The sequence below is a fragment of the Lentzea kentuckyensis genome, assembly GCF_002150765.1.
In the GTDB taxonomy this organism is placed as follows: Bacteria; Actinomycetota; Actinomycetes; order Mycobacteriales; family Pseudonocardiaceae; genus Lentzea; species Lentzea kentuckyensis.
The window spans coordinates 92,979-115,805 of record NZ_MUYM01000072.1 but is presented as its reverse complement, the minus strand read 5'-3'; the positions used below and the strand labels follow the sequence as shown (position 1 = coordinate 115,805).

The window sequence follows — 22,827 nt, the reverse complement described above, 5'->3', positions numbered from 1 at the left end:
ATCGTTGTCCCTTCCTTCTCAGACCGCTAAGCCTTGGCCCAGCGTTGGCCGCTGCTGTTGTTGCAGGTCGCCACGGTGACGGTGGCGCCGTTGTTGTTGCTGGTGGAGTTGAGGCACAGTCCTGTTTGGACGTTGGTGATGGTGCCGGTGGTGGTGAGGTTCCACTTCTGGTTCGCGTTGCCGTTGCAGTCCCAGATGCGGGCTTGGGTTCCGGAACCGGCGTTGGCGGGTGCCTCGACGCACTTGCCGGTCACCTGCAGGGCTTGGCCGTTGAGGGTGAACTGCTGGTTGGCGTTGTTGTGGCAGTCCCAGGTGATCATCTGGGTGCCGTTGGCCGTGCTCGCGCCGTTGACGTCGAGGCAACGACCGGAGGCCTCGCCGCGCAACCGGAACGCGGTCGGGGTGGGAGTCGTGTCACCGGTGAAGAACTTCCACACCTCGCCCTTGACCCAGCTGCGGGCGCCGCTCTCACAGCCCGCGCACCCGTCCACCGGTCCCTGTTGGTGGCCGCCGTCGAACGGGGCCCAGACCACCGGATAGCCGGTCCTGCAGCCCGAGTACGCGGTGGTGATGTGCGTGCGGCTGTTCGGTCCGGGTTCGGGGGCGTTCTGGGGTGTGCAGCCGTTGTTGCGGACCCAGCGGTCGCGTTGGCCGCGTCCACCGCCGATGTTGTCGTTGATGCCGTGGATGCCCATGTAAGCCACGGGTGCGGTGCCGCCCGCGCAGCCGCTGATCTCGCCGGGGCTCGCGATGGCGGCGATCGCGCGGAAGACGTTCGGGCGCGAGCACGCGAGCGAGATGCTCATCGCGCCGCCGTAGCTGAAGCCGAGCGAGAAGAGCTGCGTGGTGTCGACGCAGAGGTCGTTCTCGATCCGGCTGATCATGTCGTCGGTGAACCTGACGTCCTCGCCGCCCGAGTTGCCCCAGCCGTTGCCGAGGCCCTGCGGGGCGACGAAGATCGTCGAGTTGTTCGACAGCTGCTTCAGCCCGTAGTGGGCGTAGACCGCGCCGTCGCTGCCGCCGCCCGCCACCTGATCGGAGGTGCCGCCCAGCCAGTGGAAGCCGAAGACCAGCCGGTACTGCCGGGTGTTGTCGTAGTTGTCCGGGATGCTCAGGATGAACGAGCGGTTCTTGCCGCTGCTCTGGATCGTCTGGTTGCCGTTGCGCAGCGTCGGGGCCTTGCCGCAGCCTGGGGTTCCAGCCAGTGCGGCAGGATCGGCCGGCGTCTGCGCCTGGGCGACGGAGGCGCCGGAGAGGACCAGCGTGGCCGCCGCGATCAGCGACCACGCCCGTCGAAGAATGTTGTTCTGTCGCATGGGTTTGTACGCACTCTCTCTCGTGATGGTCAGGCGACTGCGCACGTCTTGCCGTTGAGGGCGAACGAGGTCGGCGCCGAGGCGTCACCGGTGTGGGTGGCCTGGAAGCCGACGGTGATGGACGCGTTCGGTGCGATGTCGGCGTTGTAGTTCACGTTCTTGGCCGTCACCTGGCCCGAGGCGGGGGAGTAGGAGGCGCTCCAGCCGGACGTGATGTTCTGGCCTCCTGGCAGGGTGAAGACCAGCGACCAACCGCTGATCGGCGCGGTGCCCGTGTTCGTGATGGTGATGTTCGACGTCAGGCCGTTGTTCCACGCGTTGATCGCGTCGCTGACCTTGCAGTCCGCGTCACCGGGCGGGTTCGAGGTCGTGGTCGTCGTCGTGGTGGTGCTCGTCGGGCCGCCGCCGCCCTCGAACTGCGTGATGAACTTCCACGCCTCACCGGACGTCCAGGTGCGCCAGCCGTCACCGCCGGAGTCGATCGGGCCGGGGGTGTGCCCGCCGTCGAACGCGGCCCACACCACGGGATAGCCGGGCCGGCAGCCGCTGAAGTTCGTGACGATGTGCGTCCGGCTGCCCGCACGAGGTTCTGGCGCGTTCTGGGCTGTGCAGCCGTTGTTGCGCACGAACCGGTCGCGCATGCCCCGGCCCTGGGAGATGTTGAGCACGTTGTCGCTGACGCCGTGGATGCCCATGTAGGCGATGGGATCGTTGCCGCCGCTGCAACCGCTGAGCACCCCGCCGGAATAGACGACCACCGCGCGGAACACGTTGGCGCGGGCACAGGCGATCGCGTACGACATCCCGCCGCCGTAGCTGAAGCCGCCGGCGAAGCGCTGGGTGGTGTCGACGCACAGGCTGTTGTCCAGCAACCGGACGAGGTCGTCGATGAACGTCAGGTCCTGGCCGCCGGGATTGGCCCAGCCGTTGCTGTTGCCCTGCGGGGCGACGAAGATCGTGCTGTTGTTCGCCGCGTCCGCGAGCTTCCGCAGCCCGTAGTACGACCAGTTGTAGCCGTCGCCACCGCCGGAGTCGACGTCGTTGGCGGTACCGCCCAGCCAGTGCAGGCCGACGAACAGCCGGTACTGGCGGTTGTTGTCGTAGCTCGGCGGCAGCCGCAGGATGTACGAACGGTTCTGGCCGCCGGTGTTGATGGTGTGCTGGCCGCTCGTCAGAGCGGGCGCCTTGCCACATCCGGCCGTGCCCGCCGCCGCACCGACGTGGCCGGGGGTCGTGCCGCCGAGCGCGATGCCCGCCGCGCCCAGGAAGACCACGGCACTGGCCGCGGCGAGGGCGAGCGCGATCCTATGCCGGGACATGGCTGGCCCTTTGGTCGTGGAACATCGTTGTCCCTTCGGTTCATCAGACTGGTTGGAGTTGGAATCGCTGGTTCTCGGCCCCGCTGGGGGTCCACTGGGAGATGCGGGCCCCGTCGGCGGTCGAGGCCTGCCACACGTCGAGGGCGAGCCCGCTCTGCCGGTTGACCAGGCTGATCACCCCGCCGCCCTGGTCGGTCACGCGCCACTGCTGGGCGCTCGCGCCGGTGTCGGCCTGCTGGGTGACGTCGGCGCCGGTGCTCGAGCTCGCAGCCTGGAGCACCAGACCGCTGTGCCGGGCCCGGACGCGGTAGTGGCCGCCGCCGGAGTCGAGGAAGTCGAACTGCTGGTTGAGCCCGCTGGTCTGGGACCACTGCTGCAGCAGCGCGCCGGACGCCGTGGACCCGCCGGCGATGTCGGCGCACTTGCCGCTGTGCCGCGCCACCAGCCGGTAGTACACGCCCGGCCGCACCACCGGTCCGGAACCGGTGCCCTGACCGGTCGCGCGGTAGGTGTGTCCTGTTTGGACGGCGAACTCCACCACGTCGGCTTCCGGCTTCGTCGGCTGGATCACGGTGCCGGTGGTGGTGTCACGCAGCTCGAACGTGCCGGTGAAGATCCGGTTGCGAACGCGGACCGCGCCATCGCGGTCCGGCGTGACGGACACGGTGATGGCGCCGTCGGCAGCCCACGTCGCGCCGACCGTGTAGCCGCCGCGTCCGCGCAGGCCCGTGACGCCGCCCGCCGACCACGCCGATGGCAGCGCGGGGAGGACGTGCAGCTCGCCGTTGTGGCTGTGCAGCAGCATTTCCGCGATGCCGGAGGTCGCGCCGAAGTTGCCGTCGATCTGGAACGGCGGGTGCAGGTCGAACATGTTGGGCGCGAGGCGTTCCGTCGTCACCAGGGACCGGAGCAGGTCGTGCGCCCTGGTGCCCTCCTCGAGCCGCGCCCAGTAGTTGATCTTCCAGGCGAGGGACCACCCGGTGCCCGCGTCGCCGCGCAGTTCCAACGTCCTGCGTGCGGCGGTGTGCAGCTGGGGAGTGCCGCGCTTGGTGATCTGGTTGCTCGGGTGCAGGCCGTACAGGTGCGAGACGTGCCGGTGGTTCGGTTCCGTCTCGACCCAGTCGTAGAGCCACTCCATGACGTTGCCGCGCGAGCCGACCTTCGTCGGGGCCAGCCGTTGCCGGGCCGCCCGGACCTGCGTGCGGAAGTCGGCGTCGACACCCAGCACCTCGGACGCGCTGGCGTACCCGTCGAACAGGTCGCGCAGGATCTGCATGTCCATCGTCGGCCCGGCGCACACGCTGGCGTTCGCGTGGTGGTTGAGCTCCGGCGAGTTCGACGGGTTGGTGACGAGGTGACCCAGACTCGGCTCGGTGACGAGCGTGTCGAGGAAGAACTGCGCGCATCCCTTGAGCGCCGGGTAGTACGTGCGCAGGAAGGCCACGTCGCCGGTGAACCGGTAGTGGTCCCAGATCAACGTCGACAGCCACGCGCCGCCGGTCTGCCACATGCCCGCCGCGGCGAAGTCGACGACCGAGGAACCACGCCAGGCGTCGGTGTTGTGGTGGGTGACCCAGCCGCGCGCGTTGTACTGCACCTGCGCGGTGCGGGCGCCGGTGACGGTGAGGTCGTTGATCATCCGGAACACCGGCTGGAAGCACTCGCCGAGGTTGGTGGTGTCCGCGGGCCAGTAGTTCATCGGCAGGTTGGCGTTGATCGTGTACTTCGAGTCCCACGACGGTGCCATCTGGTCGTTCCAGATGCCCTGCAGGTTCGCCGGTTGCGTGCCGGGGCGCGACGACGAGATCAGCAGGTACCTGCCGTACTGGAACAGCAGCACGGAGAACTGCGGGTCGGCGGTGCTCGCGTGCCGGGTGATGCGGACGTCCGTGGGCTGGTCGGCCGCCGCCGTGCGCCCGAGGTCGAGCGTCACGCGCCCGAACAACGCCTGGTAGTCGGCGACGTGGCGGGCCCGCAGGGTGTCGAAGGCCTGGCCCTGCGCGGAGTTCAGGCGGCTGCGGGCGATGCCCTGGTAGTCACCGTTGACCGTGCGGAAGTCCACGTAACTGGTGCCGATGGAGATCAGCACGGTCACCGCGTTGGCGTTGCTCACCCGCAACGTGCCGCCGGAACTGGTGACCGAGCCGCCCTCGGCGACGGCCTTGGCCAGCGCGAGGAACCGCACCGTGCCCGCGATTCCGCGCTGGGTACCGGAAATCCCGTCCAACGCGATCGTCGTGCCGTCCGGACTCGACGTCGTCGTGCGCTGGGGTGAGCCGAACGACGCGGTGAACGAGACCGATCCCGGCGTCTCCGCGGTCAGCCGCATGACGATCACCTGGTCCGGCGCGCTCGCGAAGACCTCGCGCCGGTAACGCACGTTGTTCGCCGTGTAGGTGACGACCGTCGTCGCCGTCGTGAGATCGAGTGAGCGCTGGTACCCGGTCGCGGTCGCGGACGGCAGCGCCAGTTTGAGGTCGCCGACCGGCTGGTAGGCGAGCTGCCCGGCCGGGTTGCCCAGCATCGTCTGGTCGATCAGCGACTGCGCCTGCGTCCACTGGTTCGAGAACACCAGCTGCCGGATCTGGGCCAGGGACCCGGCACCCCGCGGGTTGCTGTAGTCGTGCGGGCCGCCCGCCCAGAGCGTGTCCTCGTTGAGCTGCAGGCGTTCGGTGTCGGTGTTGCCGAAGACCATCGCGCCCAGCCGGCCGTTGCCGATCGGCAACGCGCGCAGCCAGTCGTTGCCGGCCGGGCGGTCGTACCAGAGCGCGAGGTCGTTCGCCGCCCGCACCTCCGCGGGTGCCGCCGAGGCGGTGCTGATGGCCGTCCACCCCGCCTGCGTCAGCACGACCCCCGCGCCGAGCTTCATGAGCTGCCGCCGGTTCAGGTCGGACATGTCGGTCCTCCAGTGGTCGAGAGGGGAAGCCGGATCAGCCCGCGGCGCAGTGCTCGTCGTTGAGCGTGAATCCGCTCGCGGCCGCGCTGTCCCCGGTGTGCGTGGCCTGGAACCCGATCTGCACCGAACCGTTCGGCGGAATCTGCGCGTTGTAGTCGACGTTGCGCGCGGTCACCTCGCCGGTGGTGGGGGAGTAGCCCGCGCTCCAGCCTCCGGTGATGGTCTGCCCGCCGGGCAGGGTGAACCGCAGCTGCCAGCCGTTCACCGCGGTGGTGGACGTGTTGGTGATGGTGATCGTCTCGGTCAGGCCGGTGTTCCAGGGGCTGACCGAAGCGGTGACCCGGCAACCGTCAGTGGGCACCGGCGTTGTCGTCGTCGTGGTTGTCGTGGTTGTCGTGGTGGGTGGCGTGTCCAGGCCCAGGAAGGCGATGGAGTAGGCGAGCATCCCGCCCATCGGCAGGCTGTGCCCGGTGCCCTGGATGCTGATGCCCTCGATGGTCGCCGTGGTGCCGGTGGTGCCGTAGCGCGTGCGGGTCCAGCTCGGCTGCGGCTGGTCGGTGGACGCGGGAGTCCTGCTCACCCCGTGGAGGTTGGTCCACTGGTCGAGTTCCTCGCCGAAGTTCGGGTACGCCAGCGTGGTGTCGGTCGTCCCGTGCCACAGCTGCATTCGCGGGTAACGGCCGGTGTAGCCCGGATACATGGCCCTGGCCTGGTCACCCCACTGCTGTGGGGTCTTCAGCAGGTTTCCGCCCGAGCACTGGCTGTTCCACAGCGAGCCGTTCGTCGTCGCGAAACAGCCGGCCGGGACGCCGGAGAACGCCGAGCCCGCGCTGAACACGTCCGGGTACTGCGCGGCCAGGACGTTGGTCATCATCGCGCCGGACGAGAAACCGGCGACGACGATGCGTGCGGGGTCGACGTTGTAGCGCTGGCGCGCGTACGACACCATCGACATGATCCCCGTCGAGTCGCCACCTCCGTTGCGGCGCAACGCGTTCGGGGTGGACACGTCGAAGCAGTGACCGTCCCTGGTGGCCTCCGGGTACACGATCACGTACCCGAGGCGGTCCGCGGCGGTGACGTAGTCGCGGCCGTTGCCGTTGTGCACGGCGCTCGCGGAACCGCTGCAGTAGTGCACCATCACGAGCATCGCCGGGCGGGCCGCGACCCGGTCCGGTGCGTAGACGTACATGTTCAGGCCGGTCGGGTTGGTGCCGAAGTTGGTGACCCGCGCCAGCGACGCGGCCAGCGCCGGTTGTGGCACCAGCGAAAGCGCGATGGCGGTGATCAGCAGCACCAGCGCCGCGATGAGCGCCGTGATGGTGAACCTGTCCGGACGCGACCGGGCGTTCATGACACGCCTGCCGTGCCGAACGTCCACCAGTTCATGTTGAGCAGGTAACCGCTGCCACCGCTGAACCTCAGGTAGAGATCACGGGTGCCGGTCAGTCCGCTCACCGGGCACGAGACGGTGGTCCAGGTCTGCCAGCCGCCCGTGTTGGGCACGGTGCACCGGCCCGCGAGCGGACCGTTCGGGCCGTCCGAGCGGACCTCGACCGAGCTGCCCGCGGTGGTGGACGCGACGCGCGTGGCGAAGAGGTTCGCGCCGGCTCCGAAGGCCACGTTCCTCACCTTGATGTAGTCACCGTTGTTGATGAAGCCGACGTTCATGCCGCCTTCGCCGGCGACCTCGGTCTCGATGCCGCTGCCCCACGCGATCGTCTCCGCTTCCTGGCGGACATAAGGGTTGAGCGTGTCCGCGGCGGGAGGTCCTGCCGTGGTCATGTTGATCGTCGGGATCGTGCCGTCGGCGTTGTAGCTGAACTTCTCGACCGCGACGGAGCGGGTGAAACCACCACCGCCTGGCAGGGCACCGTTGTGGTAGAAGAAGTACGAGCTGCCCTTGAAGTCGATGATGCCGGGGTGGTTGGTGAAGCTGCTGCCCTGCGTGGGCATCACGGTGCCGCGGTAGGTCCACGGGCCGGTGGGGCCGGGGGCCGTGGAGTACGCGATGAACTCCGAGCAGCACTTGGCCGCGAAAACGTTGTAGTACAGGCCGTTGCGCTTGTAGACCCAGGGCCCTTCCTCGTAGAGGGTGGGCCGGTTCGGGTCACCGGTGCGGGTGCCGAACCCTGCCGTGGTGAGCGGGATCCGGTTGATGCCGCCGGAGTAGGAGATCATGTCGGCGTTGAGGCGGACGTACGACAGGTTCGGGTTGCCCCAGTACAGGTACGCCTGACCACCGTCGTCGATCATGACCGTCGGGTCGATCTCGCCGTTCTCCACCAGGGGTCGGCCGATGGCGTCGCGGAACGGGCCGGTGGGGCTGTCGGCGACGCCGACCCCGATCGCCGGGCGTCCGGTCGCCTTCGTGACGACGGGGACGTACCAGTAGAACTTGCCGTTGCGCTCGATCGCCTGCCCGGCCCACGCGTCCTGCTTCGCCCAGCTGAAGGTGGCGAGGCTCATGGGTGAGCCGTGGTCGGTCCAGTTCACCATGTCGGTCGACGACCAGACCCGCCACTCCTTCATGGTGAACCAGGTCGAGTTGTCCTCGTCGTGCCCGGTGTAGAGGTAGACCCGTCCGTTGTGGACCAACGGCGCCGGATCGGCGGTGTAGATGTGTTGCACGATCGGGTTGTCCGCCCTCGCCGGGGCGATCACCGTCAGGACGAGGCCCGTCACCGCGGCGATGGTCGTCCAGAACCTTCGTTTCGTGGCCATCATCGTCTCCCCGAGGGCGGAGGAGGCACCCGCGGACCGGGCTGTTCGGCCGATCCGCGGGGCGGTCCTCTCCTGTTGTGTGGTGCGGAAGGTCAGCTCGCGGCGCAGGTCGGGTTGAGGCCCGATCCGCTTCCGGTGCCCTGGAAACCGAACTCGGTGGACTGGCCGGCGGCGACGCTGCCGTTGTAGTCCACATTGGTCCAGTTGACCGTTCCGCTGGTGCCGCTGCGGTTGGCGCTCCAGGAACTGGTGACGGTGCCGTTCGACACGGTGGTCGTGACCCGCCAGCCGCTCAGTGCGGAGGAACCGGCGGTGACCTTGACGGTGGCGACGAACCCTTCGCCCCACTGGTTCAGCGACACCGACGCGGTGCAGTCACCAGGACCAGGCCCGGGGCCGGGATCGCTCGACGTCGTGGTGGTCGTCGTCGTGGGACCGGAGCCGCCCGCGTTCAACGCGGTGAGCACCGAGTTGTACGCGGCCTTCTTGTTGCCGCTGTTGTCGAACAGCAGCGGGGTGCCGGAAGCACGCCAGGAGTCGCTGTCGCGGATACCCCACACCGTGATGCCGGTGCACCGCGACACGGCGAGACAGGCTCGCGTCACGCGGTCGTAGTTGGAGGCCTGAGCGCTGCCGTTGCCCTCGATGTCCAGCTCGGTGATCTGCACGTCGACGCCGAGGTTGGCGAAGTTCTGCAGGGTCGTCTGGTAGTTGGAGGGAACCGGGCTCTGGGGGTTGAAGTGGGACTGGAACCCGACGCAGTCGATGGGCACGCCGCGGGACTTGAAGTCCTGCACCATCCGGTAGACGCCCTGGGTCTTGGCGTGGGACCAGTCGTCGGTGTTGTAGTCGTTGTAGCAGAGCTTCGCGCCGGGGTCCGCCGCACGGGCCGCGCGGAACGCGGCCTCGATCCAGTCGTTGCCGGTGCGCTGGAGGTTGGAGTCACGCCGGCCGCCGCTGCTGCCGTCGGCGAAGGCCTCGTTCACCACGTCCCAGGCGTAGATCTTGCCGCGGAAGTTGGTCGCGACCTGCGTGACGTGGTTCAGCATCGCGTTGCGCAGCGCGGTGCCGGACATGCCCTGCATCCAGCTGGGTTGCTGCGAGTGCCACGCCAGGGTGTGCCCGCGCACCCGCTTGCCCTGGGTGCGCGCGTGGTTGACGATCCGGTCGGCGTTGCCGTACGTGAACCGGCCCTGGCTCGGCTCGGTCGCGTCGATCTTCATCTCGTTCTCGGCCGTGACCATGTCGAACTCGCGGTTCAGGATCCCGATGTAGGTCGAGTCACCCATCCTGCCCGCGGCCACCGCCGTGCCGAAGTAGCGGCCGCTCTGCTGGGCCGCCGCGCCGAGAGTGGTCGCCGCGTTCGCGTTGCCTGCCATGATCAGGGTTGCGCCGAGTGCCGTCGCCGCGACTGTCGAAACGATCGGGACTAGTGACACTGACCTCGATGTCAGTTTCATCTCCACACTTTCGAAAACGTGCCCGGAATGCGGGCGTGATGGGTGGACATGCGCCGTACAGGAGTGTGGCAGCCTCATGTTCACGCTCACAAGAAGGTGCGGCGGACTCTGTGCGCAGATTGAGCTGAATGGGCTACAAAAACAAGGGAGCGCTCCCAATCTGCACGTCGAATAGTGTCGAATGAGTTCTGGTCGGGGTAGGCGAATCGATTTTGCTAAAGTTAGCGCTAACATTTTAGCGTTGACCGAGCATGGTGCCGTGACTACATTGACCCGAGCCTGAACTCGCTTTCATCGCGGCGTTCGTCGCTGTGTGAGAGCGCTCTCACATCTGACCCGTACCCGCACCAGCAACGACGCTGCGAGGACCTGAATGAGAGCAAGCGAAAACATGACACGGTGGAAGCTCGCGGGTGGCGCGAGCGCCGCCGCCGGTGTGCTCCTGGCCGGCACCATCGCCCTCGCGGTGGGCGGCGGCGTCGCGGTGAACGCCGCGGAGTCGGCGTTCTACGTGGACCCGATGAGCTCCAGCGCCAGATGGGTGGCCGCCAACCCCGGCGACTCGCGGGCGGCGGTCATCCGCGACCGGATCGCCTCGGTGCCGCAGGCTCGGTGGTACACGACCACCAACACCTCGTCGATCCGCTCGGAGATCAGCTCGTTCGTCGGCGCGGCCGCGTCGGCGGGGAAGATCCCGATCCTGGTGGTCTACAACATCCCCAACCGCGACTGCGGCGGCGCGAGCGGTGGCGGGGCGCCGTCCCACCAGGCGTACCGGGCGTGGGTCGACGAGGTCGCGGCCGGGCTCGGCGGGCGGCCGGCCACGATCGTGCTGGAACCGGACGTGCTGCCGATCATGAGCAACTGCCAGAACGCGGACCAGCAGAACCAGACCAAGGCGTCGATGGCCTACGCGGGCAAGAAGCTGAAGTCCGGGTCCTCGCAGGCCAAGGTGTACTTCGACATCGGGAACTCGGCGTGGCTGAACCCGGCGGAGGCCGCGAACAGGCTGCGTGGCGCGGACGTCTCGAACAGCGCCGACGGCATCTCGACGAACGTGTCGAACTACCGCTCCACCTCCGACGAGGTGAACTACGCCAAGAACGTGCTCAACGCCGTCGGCGACGGCCGCCTCAAGGCCGTGGTGGACACCAGCCGCAACGGCAACGGCCCGCAGGGCACCGAGTGGTGCGATCCTCCGGGCCGTGCGATCGGCACCCCGAGCACGGCGAACACCGGTGACTCGAGGATCGACGCGTTCCTGTGGGTGAAGCTGCCGGGCGAGGCGGACGGCTGCATCGCGCCGGCCGGTCAGTTCGTCCCGCAGCGGGCCTACGACCTCGCGATCGCGGCGGGGCCCGGCCCCACCACGACGACGACCACCACGACCACGGGCAACAACCCCGGCGGCGGGTGCCGGGCGACCCAGCGCCTGACCAGTACGTGGCAGGGCGGCTACGGCGCCGAGATCGTGATCGAGAACCGCGGCGCGGCCCTGACCAGCTGGACCTTCACGTTCTCCGCTCCCGGCGTGACCGTCCAGCAGGGCTGGAACGGGACGTGGAACGACACCGGGGACGTCATCCGCGTCACCAATGCGACCTGGAACGGCTCGGTGCCGGCCGGCGGACAGGTGACCATCGGGTACAACGCGAACTACAGCGGGACGACGCCACCGTTCGCCTCACCGGCGTTGAACGGCACTGTCTGCTCCTGACCGCATGACTGTCTGGCTGCCTGGCGACAGGGAGAAAAACGGTTCCCCGCCCCGACCTCGACCGGCCGGGACGGGGAACCGTCGCATGTGGACTGTTCGGTCAGGCGCGCAGGCTCCACTGCTGGTTCGTGCCGCCGTGGCACGCCCAGAGCTGGATCAGCGTGCCGTTCACGGTCCCGTTGCCGCTGGCGTCGAGGCAGAGCCCGGACTGCGCGCCGGTCACGCTGCCGTCGGCGTTGACGTTCCACTGCTGGTTCAGGCCGCCGTGGCAGTCCCAGAGAATCGCCGCGGTGCCGTTCGCCGTGCCGTTGCCGCTGGCGTCCAGGCACTTGCCACCGATCGTGAACTGCTTGGCGGACGTGTAGTTCCACCGCTGGTTCGCGCTGCCGCCGCAGTCCCAGAGCCTCGCCTGAGTGTTGTTGCTCGTGCCGGCGACGTCGAGGCAGCGGCCGGACTGGGTGCCGACGACGGTGATGTTCTCCTTGCCGCCGCCGCCACCGCCACCGCCCGGTCCGGCGTTGGCGATCACGGCCTGCGCGCCGGCCGGCCAGTTGCCGTTCGGGACGACGGTGTTGTTGTTCACGACGTTGCCGCGGTCGCCGTTGGAGATGTTGCTGCTGCCGTTGGTCGACCAGTTGCCGGTCAGCGTCCAGTTGCCCATGTTCTCGCCGCCACCGTAGTTCGCGGTGGCCCACGTGCCGGTGGCGGAGAAGACGTTGCCGGTCGCGCGGTAGTACTTGGACCCCTCGTCGAAGTAGAGCCCGAAGAACCCGTTGGTGCGCAGGCAGTAGTTGCCGCTGATCTCCGCGTTCGGGTTCCAGCCGAGGGTGTAGATGCAGCCGCCGTCGGTCATTTGCTGCATCACGTCGTGGACGTAGTTGTTGAGCAGCTTGTTGCCGGACGCGGTGGTGGGCGTGGAGTACCGGGGCTGGTAGTTGTACAGACCTCGGTTGGCGTAGTGGTTGCTGCCGCCCGCGTCGTTGGAGCCCCAGCCGTAGCCGACGTTGATGCCGGAGTACGGCAGGTTGTAGATCTCGTTGTTGGCCACCGTCGAGTTGGTGACGTAGGTGTTGAGCACCGACACGATGCCCCGGTACTCGATGCCGAGGTCGTGGACGCGGTTGTAGCTGACCGTGATGTCCCGGTTGACCATCCGCTGGTCGCTCGGGTGGTGCGCGTCGGCGCGCACGCCACCGACCACGACGCCGCCCGCCGAGTTCTGGGCGATCTCCGACCGGGTGATCGTGATGCTGGACGCGCCCAGGCCGACACCACTGGCGTGCGCGTTGGCGTCGTTGCCGATGCCGATCGCGGTCTGCCCGAGGTTGACGAAGCGGGAGTCGGTGAACGTGACGCGGCTGGCCGCGGAGATCTGCACGGCCGCGGGCATCTGGGACCAGTGCGGGCGCACCGCCTCGAACAACGGGCAGCCGCTCTTGCACGAGTTCAGCCGGTCGGCCGGCCAGTTCCAGTTGCCGGCGATGTAGGCACCGGTCTGCTGGTCGGCGAAGCCCTGGTTGCTGCTGGGGCCGAGCCACGACGTGCCGGTGAAGGTGATTCCGCTGAACGAGATGTCGTGCGCGGGCGCGTCATAGGTGCCGCCCACGTCGACCAGCGACTGCAACGTCGGGAGTTCGACGCTGACATTGCTCATGTTCTGCCCGGCACGCGGGATGTAATACAGCACGCCGGTGCCGGGATTGAGATACCACTCGCCCGGCGCGTCCAGGAACTCGTACGCGTTCGCCAGATAGAGCGGTCCGGCGCGGAACGGGTTGTTGAGCGTGTCGTAGCCGAAAGTGTTGTTGTTCCACGCGGGTTGTTGCATCGTGAGGAAGTTGCCGCTGATGCTCTGCACCGGCGAGTACCGGTCGGTGAACGAGTTGACGCTCTCCACCTCGACCCGGTTCTGGTTCGCCAGGTTGTTCAGATAGTTCAGCGCACCGTTCGAGAAACGCATGCCGGTGTCGGTGAAGGAGAAGTCGGACCGGTTCACCTGTGTGCGCGCCCGAGTCGCGATCATGCCGTCGACGTAGAGCTGGCGGCTGTCGAGACCGGTGCCGACGTTCGCCCGGTAGATGTTCTTCCCGGCGTCGGCGACCGACCATCCGGTGACCGCTCTGGCGCCGGTGATGACGGGCCGCGCCGACGCGGCGGCCTGCCACAGCACGCGGTAGCCGTTGCCGCCGGAGTCCGCGGCCGTCAGGCGAAACGGTTGCGACAGCCGGTACACGCCATCGGCGAGCTCCACCACGATGTCGCCGGACATCGTGCTGTTGCGGGACCGCACCGCGGCCTGCGCCGCCGGCAGCGAGCACGGCTCGGTGGCGGTGCAGGCGGTACCGGTGCCCGCGGGGGAGGCGTACAGGGTCGTGGTGGCGGCCGAGGCCGGGGGAGCGGTGGCTATCGCGGCGGTCACCACCACCGCGACGGCGGCGAGTGCCGTTCGCCGCCGCGCTGCGGGGAACGAGGACGTGGACAAGGGACCTCCTGAGGTGTGGTTCGGCCTCCCGTGGCGGCGGGCGGGGCAGCTGCGTGTCCTTTGTGGACGGTGATGGCCGTGCTGGCGCGAGAGCGCTTCCGCACTCGGATGAAGTGGAGTGGGCGCTGCTCCATCGCGGCTCACTTCTCCAGGAGAAGCCGGCTGTCGGCGGCCGGTGTAGCACAACGCGAACGTAACTCGTATGACGTGTGACGTCAATGGTGTTACGTATACTGTGGGACCCTGATCGACGGACTGCGGCACAACGGAGTCGAAGATGACAACGACAGGTCGGCAACCGGCACAGGGCACGTCAGCGACCCCGGAGTGGACCCGCAGACCGGCCAGCCTCGCCGTGGCGGTCACCGCCGAGCTCGTGCAGCGCATCGTCCGCGGCAGCTACGCCACCGGCGTCACCCTGCCTCCAGAGCCGGTGCTCTGCGAGACCTTCTCGGTCAGCAGGACGGTGATCCGCGAGGCGGTGAAAGTCCTGCAGGAGAAGGGTTTGGTCGTGGTGCGCCAGGGCTCGGGCACGACGGTCAACCCACCGGTGCGGTGGAACATGCTCGACGAACTGGTGCTCGCCGCCACGATCGCCGAGGACGAGAGCCTCGCGATCCTCGACGACCTCGTCGTCACCCGGCGGTTGCTGGAGTCCGACATGGCGCAGGTCGCCGCGCGCACCGCCGACGGGGACACCATCGAACGGTTGCGAGAACTGGTGGAGAGGATGGACGAGCTCTTCGACGACGTTCCGGTGTACGAGGAGCAGGACCGCCTCTTCCACGACACGATCATGCAGGCGTCGGGCAACCGCATCGCCCGCGGCGTCGTGCGCTCGCTGGAACGACAGGCCATCACCGCCGCCGGCTACCTCGGCAGGAGCGGCCGTGACCTGTGCAGGGCCTCGAACGCGGGGCACCGGCGCATTTTCGAAAACATCGTCGCCCAGGACGCGGCCGGTGCGGCCGACGCCATGTTCACCCACATCACCGAGGCGTGGCTCGTTCGTCGCGGCGACGCCGGGGAACCCGGTCGTCTGAAGCGGTGAGTGTGCTCGCCGGACGGTCCCCTCCGCCGAGGGCCGTTCGGCGAAAACGGGTGCTTGCAAGCATTTCGTGGAACTCGGCTGCCTGAAACGCGGCCGAGCCCGTACGACAACGGGAGGCGGATCCGCTGTGGGACGAACGCGCGTGACATTGGCCGACATCGCGGCGGCGAGCGGAGTCTCGGTGACGACGGCGTCGCTCGTCCTCACCGGACGGGCGCGAGAGCTGCGCATCTCGGCCGAAGCCGAGCGGCGGGTGCGCTCGACGGCGCAGGAACTGGGTTATCGGCGCAACCTCCTCTCGACGGGGTCGCGAGCCGGACGCACGCAGACGCTCGGGTTCGTGTCGGACACCGTGGCGTCGTCCGGCTGGGCCGCCGACATGGTCAAGGGCGCGGTGGACGCCGCGTACCGGCATGGGTTCATGTTGTTCGTCGGCGAGTCCGGTGGAGATCCGGTGGTCGAACGGACGCTGGTCGACGCGATGCAGGACCGGCGCGCGGACGGCGTGGTGTTCGCGTCCACGCACACCAGACCGGTCGCTGTGCCGGACGGTCTGTACGACGCGCCCGCCGTGCTGCTCAACGCCACCCCCAGGACCCCACTGGCCATTCCGTCGGTGTTGCCCGACGAGGTGCAGGCGGGCCGTTCGGCCGCGCGCGTCCTGGTCGAGGCCGGGCACGACCGCGACATTCACCTGATCGGCGCAGGGCAGTACCGGAACGAGACCCCGCCGCACGGCATCGCGGCCGCGGAGCGCCTGCTCGGTCTGCGCGAGGTCTTCGCCGCGGCCGGGGCCGAGGTGGCCGGCGCGCGGTCGTGTCCGAAGTGGACACAAGAGTGCGGCTTCGAAGCCACCGCGGAACTGTTGCGGACGCACCGGCCCAAAGCGCTGGTGTGCCTGAACGACCACCTGGCGTCCGGTGCGTATCAGGCGCTCGCCGAAGCCGGGCTCTCGGTGCCGGAGGACGTCTCGCTGGTCGGGTTCGAGGACCATCCGGTCGCCTCGTGGATGCGGCCGCGGCTCACCACGATCGCCCTGCCGCACTACGAGCTCGGTGCGTGGGCGGTGCGGGTCCTGGTGGACCTGGTCGTCCGGCGCGGGCGCGGTGTCCGCGCGCCGATGATCCACCGGGTGCCGATGCCGGTGCGTGAGGGTGGCTCGGTCGCGGCGCCACGCGAGTGAACCGCATGTTCACGCTAACAGCCCAAGGTGGGGTGTCCTTGACGCCACGTTGTGCAGGTAGATGATTTCCTTGTATCGAACGGAAATTCGACAGTGTCGAAGGGATCGAAGCTAAAGTGAACGCTCACAATTTTAGCTTTGACCGGGTATGACCGCCTCGTTACGTTGAATCCATGTCAAGTCCGCTGAAAGCTCTGTGCGGCGCTCTGATCTCGGTCCTGCTGGTGGCATCGCCCGCGGTCGCCGACCAGTCGCCCCGAGTGTCCGCTGTGGACCCGGTGCGGGTCATGCCGCTCGGCGACTCGATCACCCAGGGCGGCTCCATCGGCGGCTATCGGCTCGACCTCGGCACGAAGCTGCGGGCCGCCGGACGGACCGTCGACTTCGTGGGTTCGTTGTCCGACGGACCTTCCTCGATGCCCGACCGCAACCACGAGGGCCATCCCGGCTGGACGATCGCGCAGATCGACGCGAACGTCGTGAACTGGCTGCGCACGTACAACCCGCGCACGATCCTGCTGCACATCGGCACCAACGACATGTACGGCAGCGATCCGGCTGGAGCGCCACGGCGGCTCTCCGCGTTGGTGGACAAGATCACCAATCAGTCGCCCGCCGCGGAGGTGTTCGTCGCGACGATCATCCCGATCCGGTTCGCCGACGGCACCGTGCGCAACTTCAACTCCGCGATCGTGCCGCTGCTGCGAGCCAAGGCGGCCGCGGGCAAGCGGGTGCACGTGGTGGACATGTATCCGGCGGTGCCGATCTCCGACCTGCCCGACGGCATCCACCCGAACGCCGCCGGCTACAGCAAGATGGCCACGGTCTGGTTCAACGCGCTGTCGGCCGTGCCCGGCAGCATCGGCGACCCGTCACCACCGCAGCCCGGCGGACCGTGCACCGCGACGCCGGTGGTGACCCGCGACTGGAACGGTGGCTTCCAGGGCGAGGTGACCGTCACCAACCCCACCGCGTCGGCGATCACCGGATGGACGGTCCGGTTCACCCTGCCCGGCGGGTACAGCGTGACGCAGGTCTGGGGTGGCAAAGCCAGCGGTTCGGTCACCGTCACCAACGAGTCCTACAACGGCACGATCAACCCCAGCGGCTCCACCACCTTCGGCTTCCTCGCCTCCGGTTCCGGCACGCCGTCGATCGGCGCCGCGACCTGCTCCAGTCCGTGACTCCGCTCGCAGATCCCTCCATCGTCGAAGGGTGACCATGTTCTTCGCACCGCTGTTCGCGTCGCGGCGGGCCCGGCTCGCCGCCGCGGCCGCCGTACCGCTCGTCACCCTGTCCGTGATCACCGCTGTGACGCTGCCGGCGGCCACGGCCGCGCCGGGTTGTTCGGTGTCCTACACCGCACCGTCGCAATGGGACGGTGGGTTCACCGCGAACGTCAGTGTCACCAACCTCGGCGACGCGATCGACGGCTGGACGCTGACCTGGAGCTTCGGCGGCGGTCAGCAGCTCAAGGAGGCGTGGAACGCCCAGGCCGCCCAGTCCGGGACCGAGGTTACCGCGCGCAACGTCTCGTACAACGCCGCGATCCCGACCGGCGGCAAAGTCGAGTTCGGGTTCAACGCTTCCACCACCGGTGCGAACAACCCGAACCCCACGGCGTTCACGCTGAACGGCACCCTGTGCACCGGCGACGTCGGTCCCACCACGACGACCACCACGACGACGACCACCACGACCAGTCCGCCCGCGGGCAACCTGCCGTCGAGCTTCCGGTGGTCCTCCAGCGGCGCGCTGATCAGTCCCAAACCGGACTCGGCGCACCCGAACGTCTACTCGGTCAAGGACCCGAGCGTCGTGTACCACAACGGCAAGTACCACGTGTTCGCCTCGGTGTACACGACCGGCTACAACATCATGTACACCAGCTTCAGCGACTGGTCGCAGGCCGGCTCGGCACCGCATTACTACCTCGACCGCACGCCCGTCGGCGGTGGCTACAAGGCGGCGCCGCACGTGTTCTACTTCGCGCCACAACGCCTGTGGTACCTCGTGTACCAGACGGGATCGAACGCGTCGTACTCGACGACCACGGACATCTCGAACCCGTCGTCGTGGTCGGCGCCGAAGAACTTCTACGCCAACGGCATGCCGCAGATCATCCGCGACAACATCGGCAACGGCTACTGGGTCGACTTCTGGATGGTGTGCGACAACGCCAAGTGCTACCTGTTCTCCTCCGACGACAACGGCCACCTCTACCGGTCCGAGACGACCATGGCGCAGTTCCCCAACGGGTTCACCAACACCGTGATCGCGCTGCAGGACTCGAACCGCAACCGGTTGTTCGAGGCCTCCAACGTCTACAAGGTCGCCGGGAAGAACCAGTGGCTGCTGGTGCACGAGGCGATCGGCTCGGACGGCAGGCGCTGGTTCCGCACCTGGACCGCTCCGGCGATCACCGGTCCGTGGAGCGCGCTGGCCGCCGAGGAGTCGAACCCGTTCGCCCGCTCGAACAACGTGACGCTCCCAGGTGGACAGTGGACCCGCGACTTCAGCCACGGCGAGATGATCCGTGCCGGGGTGGACCAGACGATGGAGATCAACCCCTGTCAGCTCCGCTTCCTGTACCAGGGCATCAACCCCAGCGCCGGCGGTGACTACAACAAGCTGCCGTGGCGGCTCGGCCTGCTGACCCAGACCAACTCGACCTGCTGACCCCCTAGACCGACGCCGCCGGGAACCCGGATCCCCGGCGGCGTCACCCCTGCCAGAGAGGGGCCGACGATGCCCACCCGGTCAAGAAGACTGCCGCGCCTCATGGCCGCCGTGCTGGCGGCCGCCGCGTCCATCACCGTCGGCCCCGCCGCACATGCCGCGCCGGGCAGTCCGGCGCTGACGCCGCCGCTGGGCTGGAACAGCTGGAACAGCTTCGGTTGCGGGATCACCGAGGCCCAGGTGCGCCAGGCCGCGGACGCGATGGTGTCCTCCGGCATGCGCGACGCCGGCTACCAGTACGTCGTCGTGGACGACTGCTGGTTCGACCCGCAACGCGACTCCGCGGGCAACCTGCGTTCGCATCCCACGAAGTTCTCGAGCGGGATGAAGGCGCTGGGCGACTACATCCACGCGCGTGGCCTGAAGTTCGGCATCTACCAGGTACCGAACGAGAAGACGTGCGCGCAGGGGACCGGTGCGTTCCCCGGCGCGACCGGCAGCAAGGGCCACGAGGTCCAGGACGCGCGCACCTTCGCGTCGTGGGGCGTGGACTACCTGAAGTACGACTGGTGCTCGGGCGCCGGCACCCGCGACGAGCAGGTCGCCCGGTTCACGATCATGCGCGACGCCCTGCGCGCCACCGGCCGCCCGATCGTCTACAGCATCAACCCCAACAGCTTCCACGCCATCACCGGCGACAGGTACAACTGGGGTGAGGTCGCCGACCTGTGGCGGACGACCGAGGACCTGCTGGACATCTGGCAGAACGGCAACGTCAACAGCTACCCGATGGGCGTCGGCAACGTCGTCGACATCACCGCCCCGCTCGCAGTCCAGTCCGGTCCCGGCCACTGGAACGACCCGGACATGCTCGTCGTCGGACGCCCAGGGCTCTCGCTCACCGAGGCCCGCGCGCACTTCGCGCTGTGGTCGTTGATGGCCGCGCCGCTCATGGCGGGCAACGACATCCGCACCATGTCCGCGGACGTGAGCGCGATCCTGCGCAACCCGCGCCTGCTCGCGGTGAACCAGGACGCGCTCGGTGCCGGCGGGCGTCGCGTGCGCGATGACGGCGCCACCGAGGTGTTCGCGAAACCGCTCTCGGACGGTTCGGTCGCGATCGGACTGTTCAACCGGGGCAGCGGCACCGCGACCGTGTCCACCACGGGCGCCCAGATCGGCCTGTCCGGCACCAGCTTCACGCTGACCGACCTCTGGACCGGTGGCACGTCCACCACCTCCGGCGCGATCTCGGCCTCCGTCCCGGCACACGGCGTGGCCGCCTACCGGGTGACCGGCGGCAGCCCGGTGACCGGCACCACCGCCCGGCTGCGCGGTGCGTCGTCCAACCGGTGCCTCGACGTGGAGAACGGTTCCACGGCCGCCGGTGCGAACACGGTGATCCAGGACTGCCACACGGCGGCGAGCCAGCAGTGGACCACGTGGCCGAACGGTGAGATCCGCGTCTTCGGCGACAAGTGCCTGGACGCCTACAACCAGGGCACCGCCACCGGCACCCGCGTCATCAGCTGGTCGTGCAACGGTCAGGCGAACCAGCGCTGGACGGTGGGCTCCGACGGATCGGTCCGCAACGCGAACGCCGGTCTGTGCCTCGACGTGGAACGGTCCGGCACCGCCAACGGTTCGCGGCTGGTGCTGTGGACCTGCAACGGCCAGTCCAACCAGAAGTGGTCACGGTCATGAGGCGCGCCCCGATCGCGGCGGCGCTCGCCGCACTCACCCTCGTGGCAGGAGGGCTCGCCGCGAGCACGGCCGCCCAGGCGGCTCCCGGCTGTTCGGTCACGTACGCCAAGACCTCCGAATGGCAGGGCGGCTTCGGCGCGTCCGTGTCCATCACCAACACCGGTGACGCGCTCACCAGCTGGAACCTGGAGTGGACCTACGCGGGCGGCCAGCAGGTCGGCCAGCACTGGAACGCCGTGATCACGCAGAGCGGCACCGAGGTCAGCGCGCGCAACGCCTCCTACAACGGTTCCGTGCCGAGCGGTGGCAAGGTCGATTTCGGGTTCAACGCCACGTTCTCCTCGGCCAACCCGGATCCGGCCTCGTTCAGTCTGAACGGCGTCACCTGCGACGACACCGGAACGCCTCCGACCATGACGACCACCACGACGACGACCACCGCGCCGCCACAGGCCGCCTCGTTCAAGAACCCGGTGGTGTGGCAGGACTTCGCCGACGGTGACATCATCCGCGTGGACGACGCGTACTACTACTCGGCGTCGACCATGCACTACTCGCCGGGCGCGCCGATCCTGCGCTCCTACGACCTGGTCAACTGGGAGTACGCCGGGCATTCCGTGCCACGGCTGGACTTCGGTGCCAAGTACGACCTCAACGGCGGGCGCGGGTACGTGCGCGGGATCTGGGCGTCGTTCCTGAACTTCCGCAAGAGCAACAAGACGTACTACTGGGGCGGGTGCGTCGACTTCGCGCAGACCCACATCTACACCGCCGCGGCTGTGGACGGCCAGTGGTCCAAGCTGTCCACCATCAACAAGTGCTACTACGACGCCGGAATGCTGGTCGACGACAACGACACGATGTACGTCGCCTACGGCAACACCCAGATCAGCGTCGCGCAGCTCTCACCGGACGGGAAGTCCGAGGTGCGCTCGCAGCAGGTGTTCCAGACGCCGTCGAACATCGGCACCCTCGAAGGCGCCCGGTTCTACAAGCGCAACGGCAGCTACTACATCTGGCTGACCAGGCCGGCGAACGGCCAGTACGTGCTCAAGGCGTCCAGTCCGTTCGGCCCGTACACCGTCCAGCAGGTGCTGCTGAACATGCCCACCCCGGTCCAGGGCGCGGGAGTGCCGCACCAGGGCGGTCTCGTGCAGACGCAGAACGGCGACTGGTACTACATGGCGTTCATCGACGCCTATCCCGGCGGCCGCGTGCCGGTGCTCGCGCCGATCACCTGGACCGCGGACGGCTGGCCGCGCATCACCACGGTCAACGGCGGCTGGGGCGCGACCTACCCGATGCCGAACCTCCCACCGCCGCCACGCCAGGTCAAACCGATGATCGGCGCGGACACGTTCGAGGGCACCAAACTCGGGCCGCAGTGGGAGTGGAACCACAACCCGGACACCCCGAAGTACAGCGTCAACAACGGTTTGCGGCTCTCGACCGCGACCGTCACGAACGACCTGTACAACGCCCGCAACACGCTGACCCACCGCATCCAGGGCCCGTCGTCGACCGCCACCGTGGCGCTCGACGTGACCTCGATGCGCGACGGCGACCGCAGCGGCCTCGCGATGCTGCGCGACTCGTCGGCGTGGATCGGGGTGAAACGCGACAGCGGCCGCAACCGGGTCGTCATGGTCAACGGCCTCACCATGGACGGCAACTGGAACACCACCGGCACCGGCACGGAGATCGCGAGCGCGAACCTCTCCGGCAACCGGATCTGGTTGCGCGCCAACGCCGACATTCGTCCCGGCAGCGGCAGACAGGCCCGGTTCTCCTACAGCACGGACGGGGTGAACTTCACCTCGCTGGGAACGGGCTTCACGTTGAAGAACGAATGGCAGTTCTTCATGGGCTACCGGTTCGGCATCTTCAACCACGCCACGCAGGCCCTCGGCGGTTCGGTGGCGGTGTCGCGGTTCGAGCTCACCACCCCGTGACCTGAGAGACGGATCCCGCACCGGTGATGACCGGTGCGGGATCCTTGCATGTCCAGAGGCGTTCAGCCGGGTGCGTCGCCCGCAGGGCGCGCGATGACATCGTTCTCCCGCAGCGCCAGGTCCAGCGCGCGCAGACCGTGGTGCAGGCGGGACTTCACCGTGTCCTGCGGCAGGCCGAGCGCGTCGGCGAGCTCGGCAACGGTCTCACGGCGGTAGCAGGCCCGGATGATGACCTCGCGGTGTTCGTGCGTCAGTTGGGACAGCGCGTCCGCGATGAGGCAGGTCTCGCGTGCGCGGTCCACAAAGTTCTCCTCACGTGCGCCGCCGCACAGCCCGACGAGTTC

Annotated in this window: 15 protein-coding genes; 7 read left to right on the top strand and 8 right to left on the bottom strand. The window is 68.4% G+C overall.

Annotation, left to right across the window (positions count from 1 at the left end; translation table 11 throughout):
* Positions 1–26: 26 nt before the first annotated feature.
* The 6 genes from B0F77_RS31310 to B0F77_RS31285 form a co-directional block, all read right to left on the bottom strand.
* Positions 27–1,316, bottom strand: coding sequence for a ricin-type beta-trefoil lectin domain protein (locus B0F77_RS31310; protein WP_086666602.1), 1,290 nt, complete (start codon positions 1,314–1,316; stop codon positions 27–29).
* Between the two features lie 29 nt (positions 1,317–1,345).
* Positions 1,346–2,635 (bottom strand): CE1 family esterase, encoded by a 1,290-nt coding sequence (locus B0F77_RS31305; RefSeq protein WP_086666601.1) that lies wholly within the window; start codon positions 2,633–2,635, stop codon positions 1,346–1,348.
* Between the two features lie 43 nt (positions 2,636–2,678).
* The gene (locus B0F77_RS31300) at positions 2,679–5,531 is read right to left on the bottom strand and encodes a glycosyl hydrolase family 95 catalytic domain-containing protein (protein WP_086666600.1); all 2,853 of its coding nucleotides are present in this window, start codon (positions 5,529–5,531) and stop codon (positions 2,679–2,681) included.
* A 34-nt stretch (positions 5,532–5,565) separates the two neighbouring features.
* Positions 5,566–6,912, bottom strand: coding sequence for an extracellular catalytic domain type 1 short-chain-length polyhydroxyalkanoate depolymerase (locus tag B0F77_RS31295; RefSeq protein WP_245848883.1), 1,347 nt, complete (start codon positions 6,910–6,912; stop codon positions 5,566–5,568).
* Positions 6,882–8,255 (bottom strand): glycoside hydrolase family 43 protein, encoded by a 1,374-nt coding sequence (locus tag B0F77_RS31290; protein WP_086666598.1) that lies wholly within the window; start codon positions 8,253–8,255, stop codon positions 6,882–6,884. The genes B0F77_RS31295 and B0F77_RS31290 overlap by 31 nt, the downstream gene beginning before the upstream one ends.
* Positions 8,256–8,347: 92 nt before the next feature.
* Positions 8,348–9,715, bottom strand: a complete 1,368-nt coding sequence (locus B0F77_RS31285; RefSeq protein ID WP_086666597.1) for a glycoside hydrolase family 10 protein — start codon at positions 9,713–9,715, stop codon at positions 8,348–8,350.
* A gap of 391 nt (positions 9,716–10,106) precedes the next feature.
* Here B0F77_RS31285 and B0F77_RS31280 point away from each other — a divergent pair, with 391 nt between their 5' ends.
* Positions 10,107–11,432 (top strand): glycoside hydrolase family 6 protein, encoded by a 1,326-nt coding sequence (locus B0F77_RS31280; RefSeq protein ID WP_086666596.1) that lies wholly within the window; start codon positions 10,107–10,109, stop codon positions 11,430–11,432.
* Between the two features lie 100 nt (positions 11,433–11,532).
* Here B0F77_RS31280 and B0F77_RS31275 read toward each other — a convergent pair whose 3' ends face one another.
* The gene (locus B0F77_RS31275) at positions 11,533–13,914 is read right to left on the bottom strand and encodes an RICIN domain-containing protein (RefSeq protein WP_245848881.1); all 2,382 of its coding nucleotides are present in this window, start codon (positions 13,912–13,914) and stop codon (positions 11,533–11,535) included.
* Positions 13,915–14,191: 277 nt separating this feature from the next.
* Here B0F77_RS31275 and B0F77_RS31270 point away from each other — a divergent pair, with 277 nt between their 5' ends.
* From B0F77_RS31270 to B0F77_RS31245, 6 genes are all read left to right on the top strand, one after another.
* Entirely contained in the window at positions 14,192–14,965 is a 774-nt protein-coding gene (locus B0F77_RS31270) for a FadR/GntR family transcriptional regulator (protein WP_086666595.1), read from the top strand.
* A gap of 142 nt (positions 14,966–15,107) precedes the next feature.
* Positions 15,108–16,148, top strand: a complete 1,041-nt coding sequence (locus B0F77_RS31265) for a LacI family DNA-binding transcriptional regulator (RefSeq protein WP_086666594.1) — start codon at positions 15,108–15,110, stop codon at positions 16,146–16,148.
* 173 nt (positions 16,149–16,321) lie between these two features.
* On the top strand, positions 16,322–17,332 hold the full coding sequence (locus B0F77_RS31260; protein WP_086666593.1) for a cellulose binding domain-containing protein: 1,011 nt from the start codon (positions 16,322–16,324) through the stop codon (positions 17,330–17,332).
* Between the two features lie 37 nt (positions 17,333–17,369).
* On the top strand, positions 17,370–18,827 hold the full coding sequence (locus B0F77_RS31255) for a glycoside hydrolase family 62 protein (protein ID WP_086666636.1): 1,458 nt from the start codon (positions 17,370–17,372) through the stop codon (positions 18,825–18,827).
* 69 nt (positions 18,828–18,896) lie between these two features.
* Positions 18,897–20,531, top strand: a complete 1,635-nt coding sequence (locus B0F77_RS31250) for a glycoside hydrolase family 27 protein (protein WP_086666592.1) — start codon at positions 18,897–18,899, stop codon at positions 20,529–20,531.
* Positions 20,528–22,483 (top strand): family 43 glycosylhydrolase, encoded by a 1,956-nt coding sequence (locus B0F77_RS31245; protein WP_086666635.1) that lies wholly within the window; start codon positions 20,528–20,530, stop codon positions 22,481–22,483. Before B0F77_RS31250 ends, B0F77_RS31245 begins: the two co-directional genes overlap by 4 nt.
* A 62-nt stretch (positions 22,484–22,545) precedes the next feature.
* Here the strand turns inward: B0F77_RS31245 and B0F77_RS31240 are convergent, their stop codons facing one another.
* On the bottom strand, positions 22,546–22,785 hold the full coding sequence (locus tag B0F77_RS31240) for a sigma factor-like helix-turn-helix DNA-binding protein (protein ID WP_211294139.1): 240 nt from the start codon (positions 22,783–22,785) through the stop codon (positions 22,546–22,548).
* Positions 22,786–22,827 lie beyond the last annotated feature (42 nt).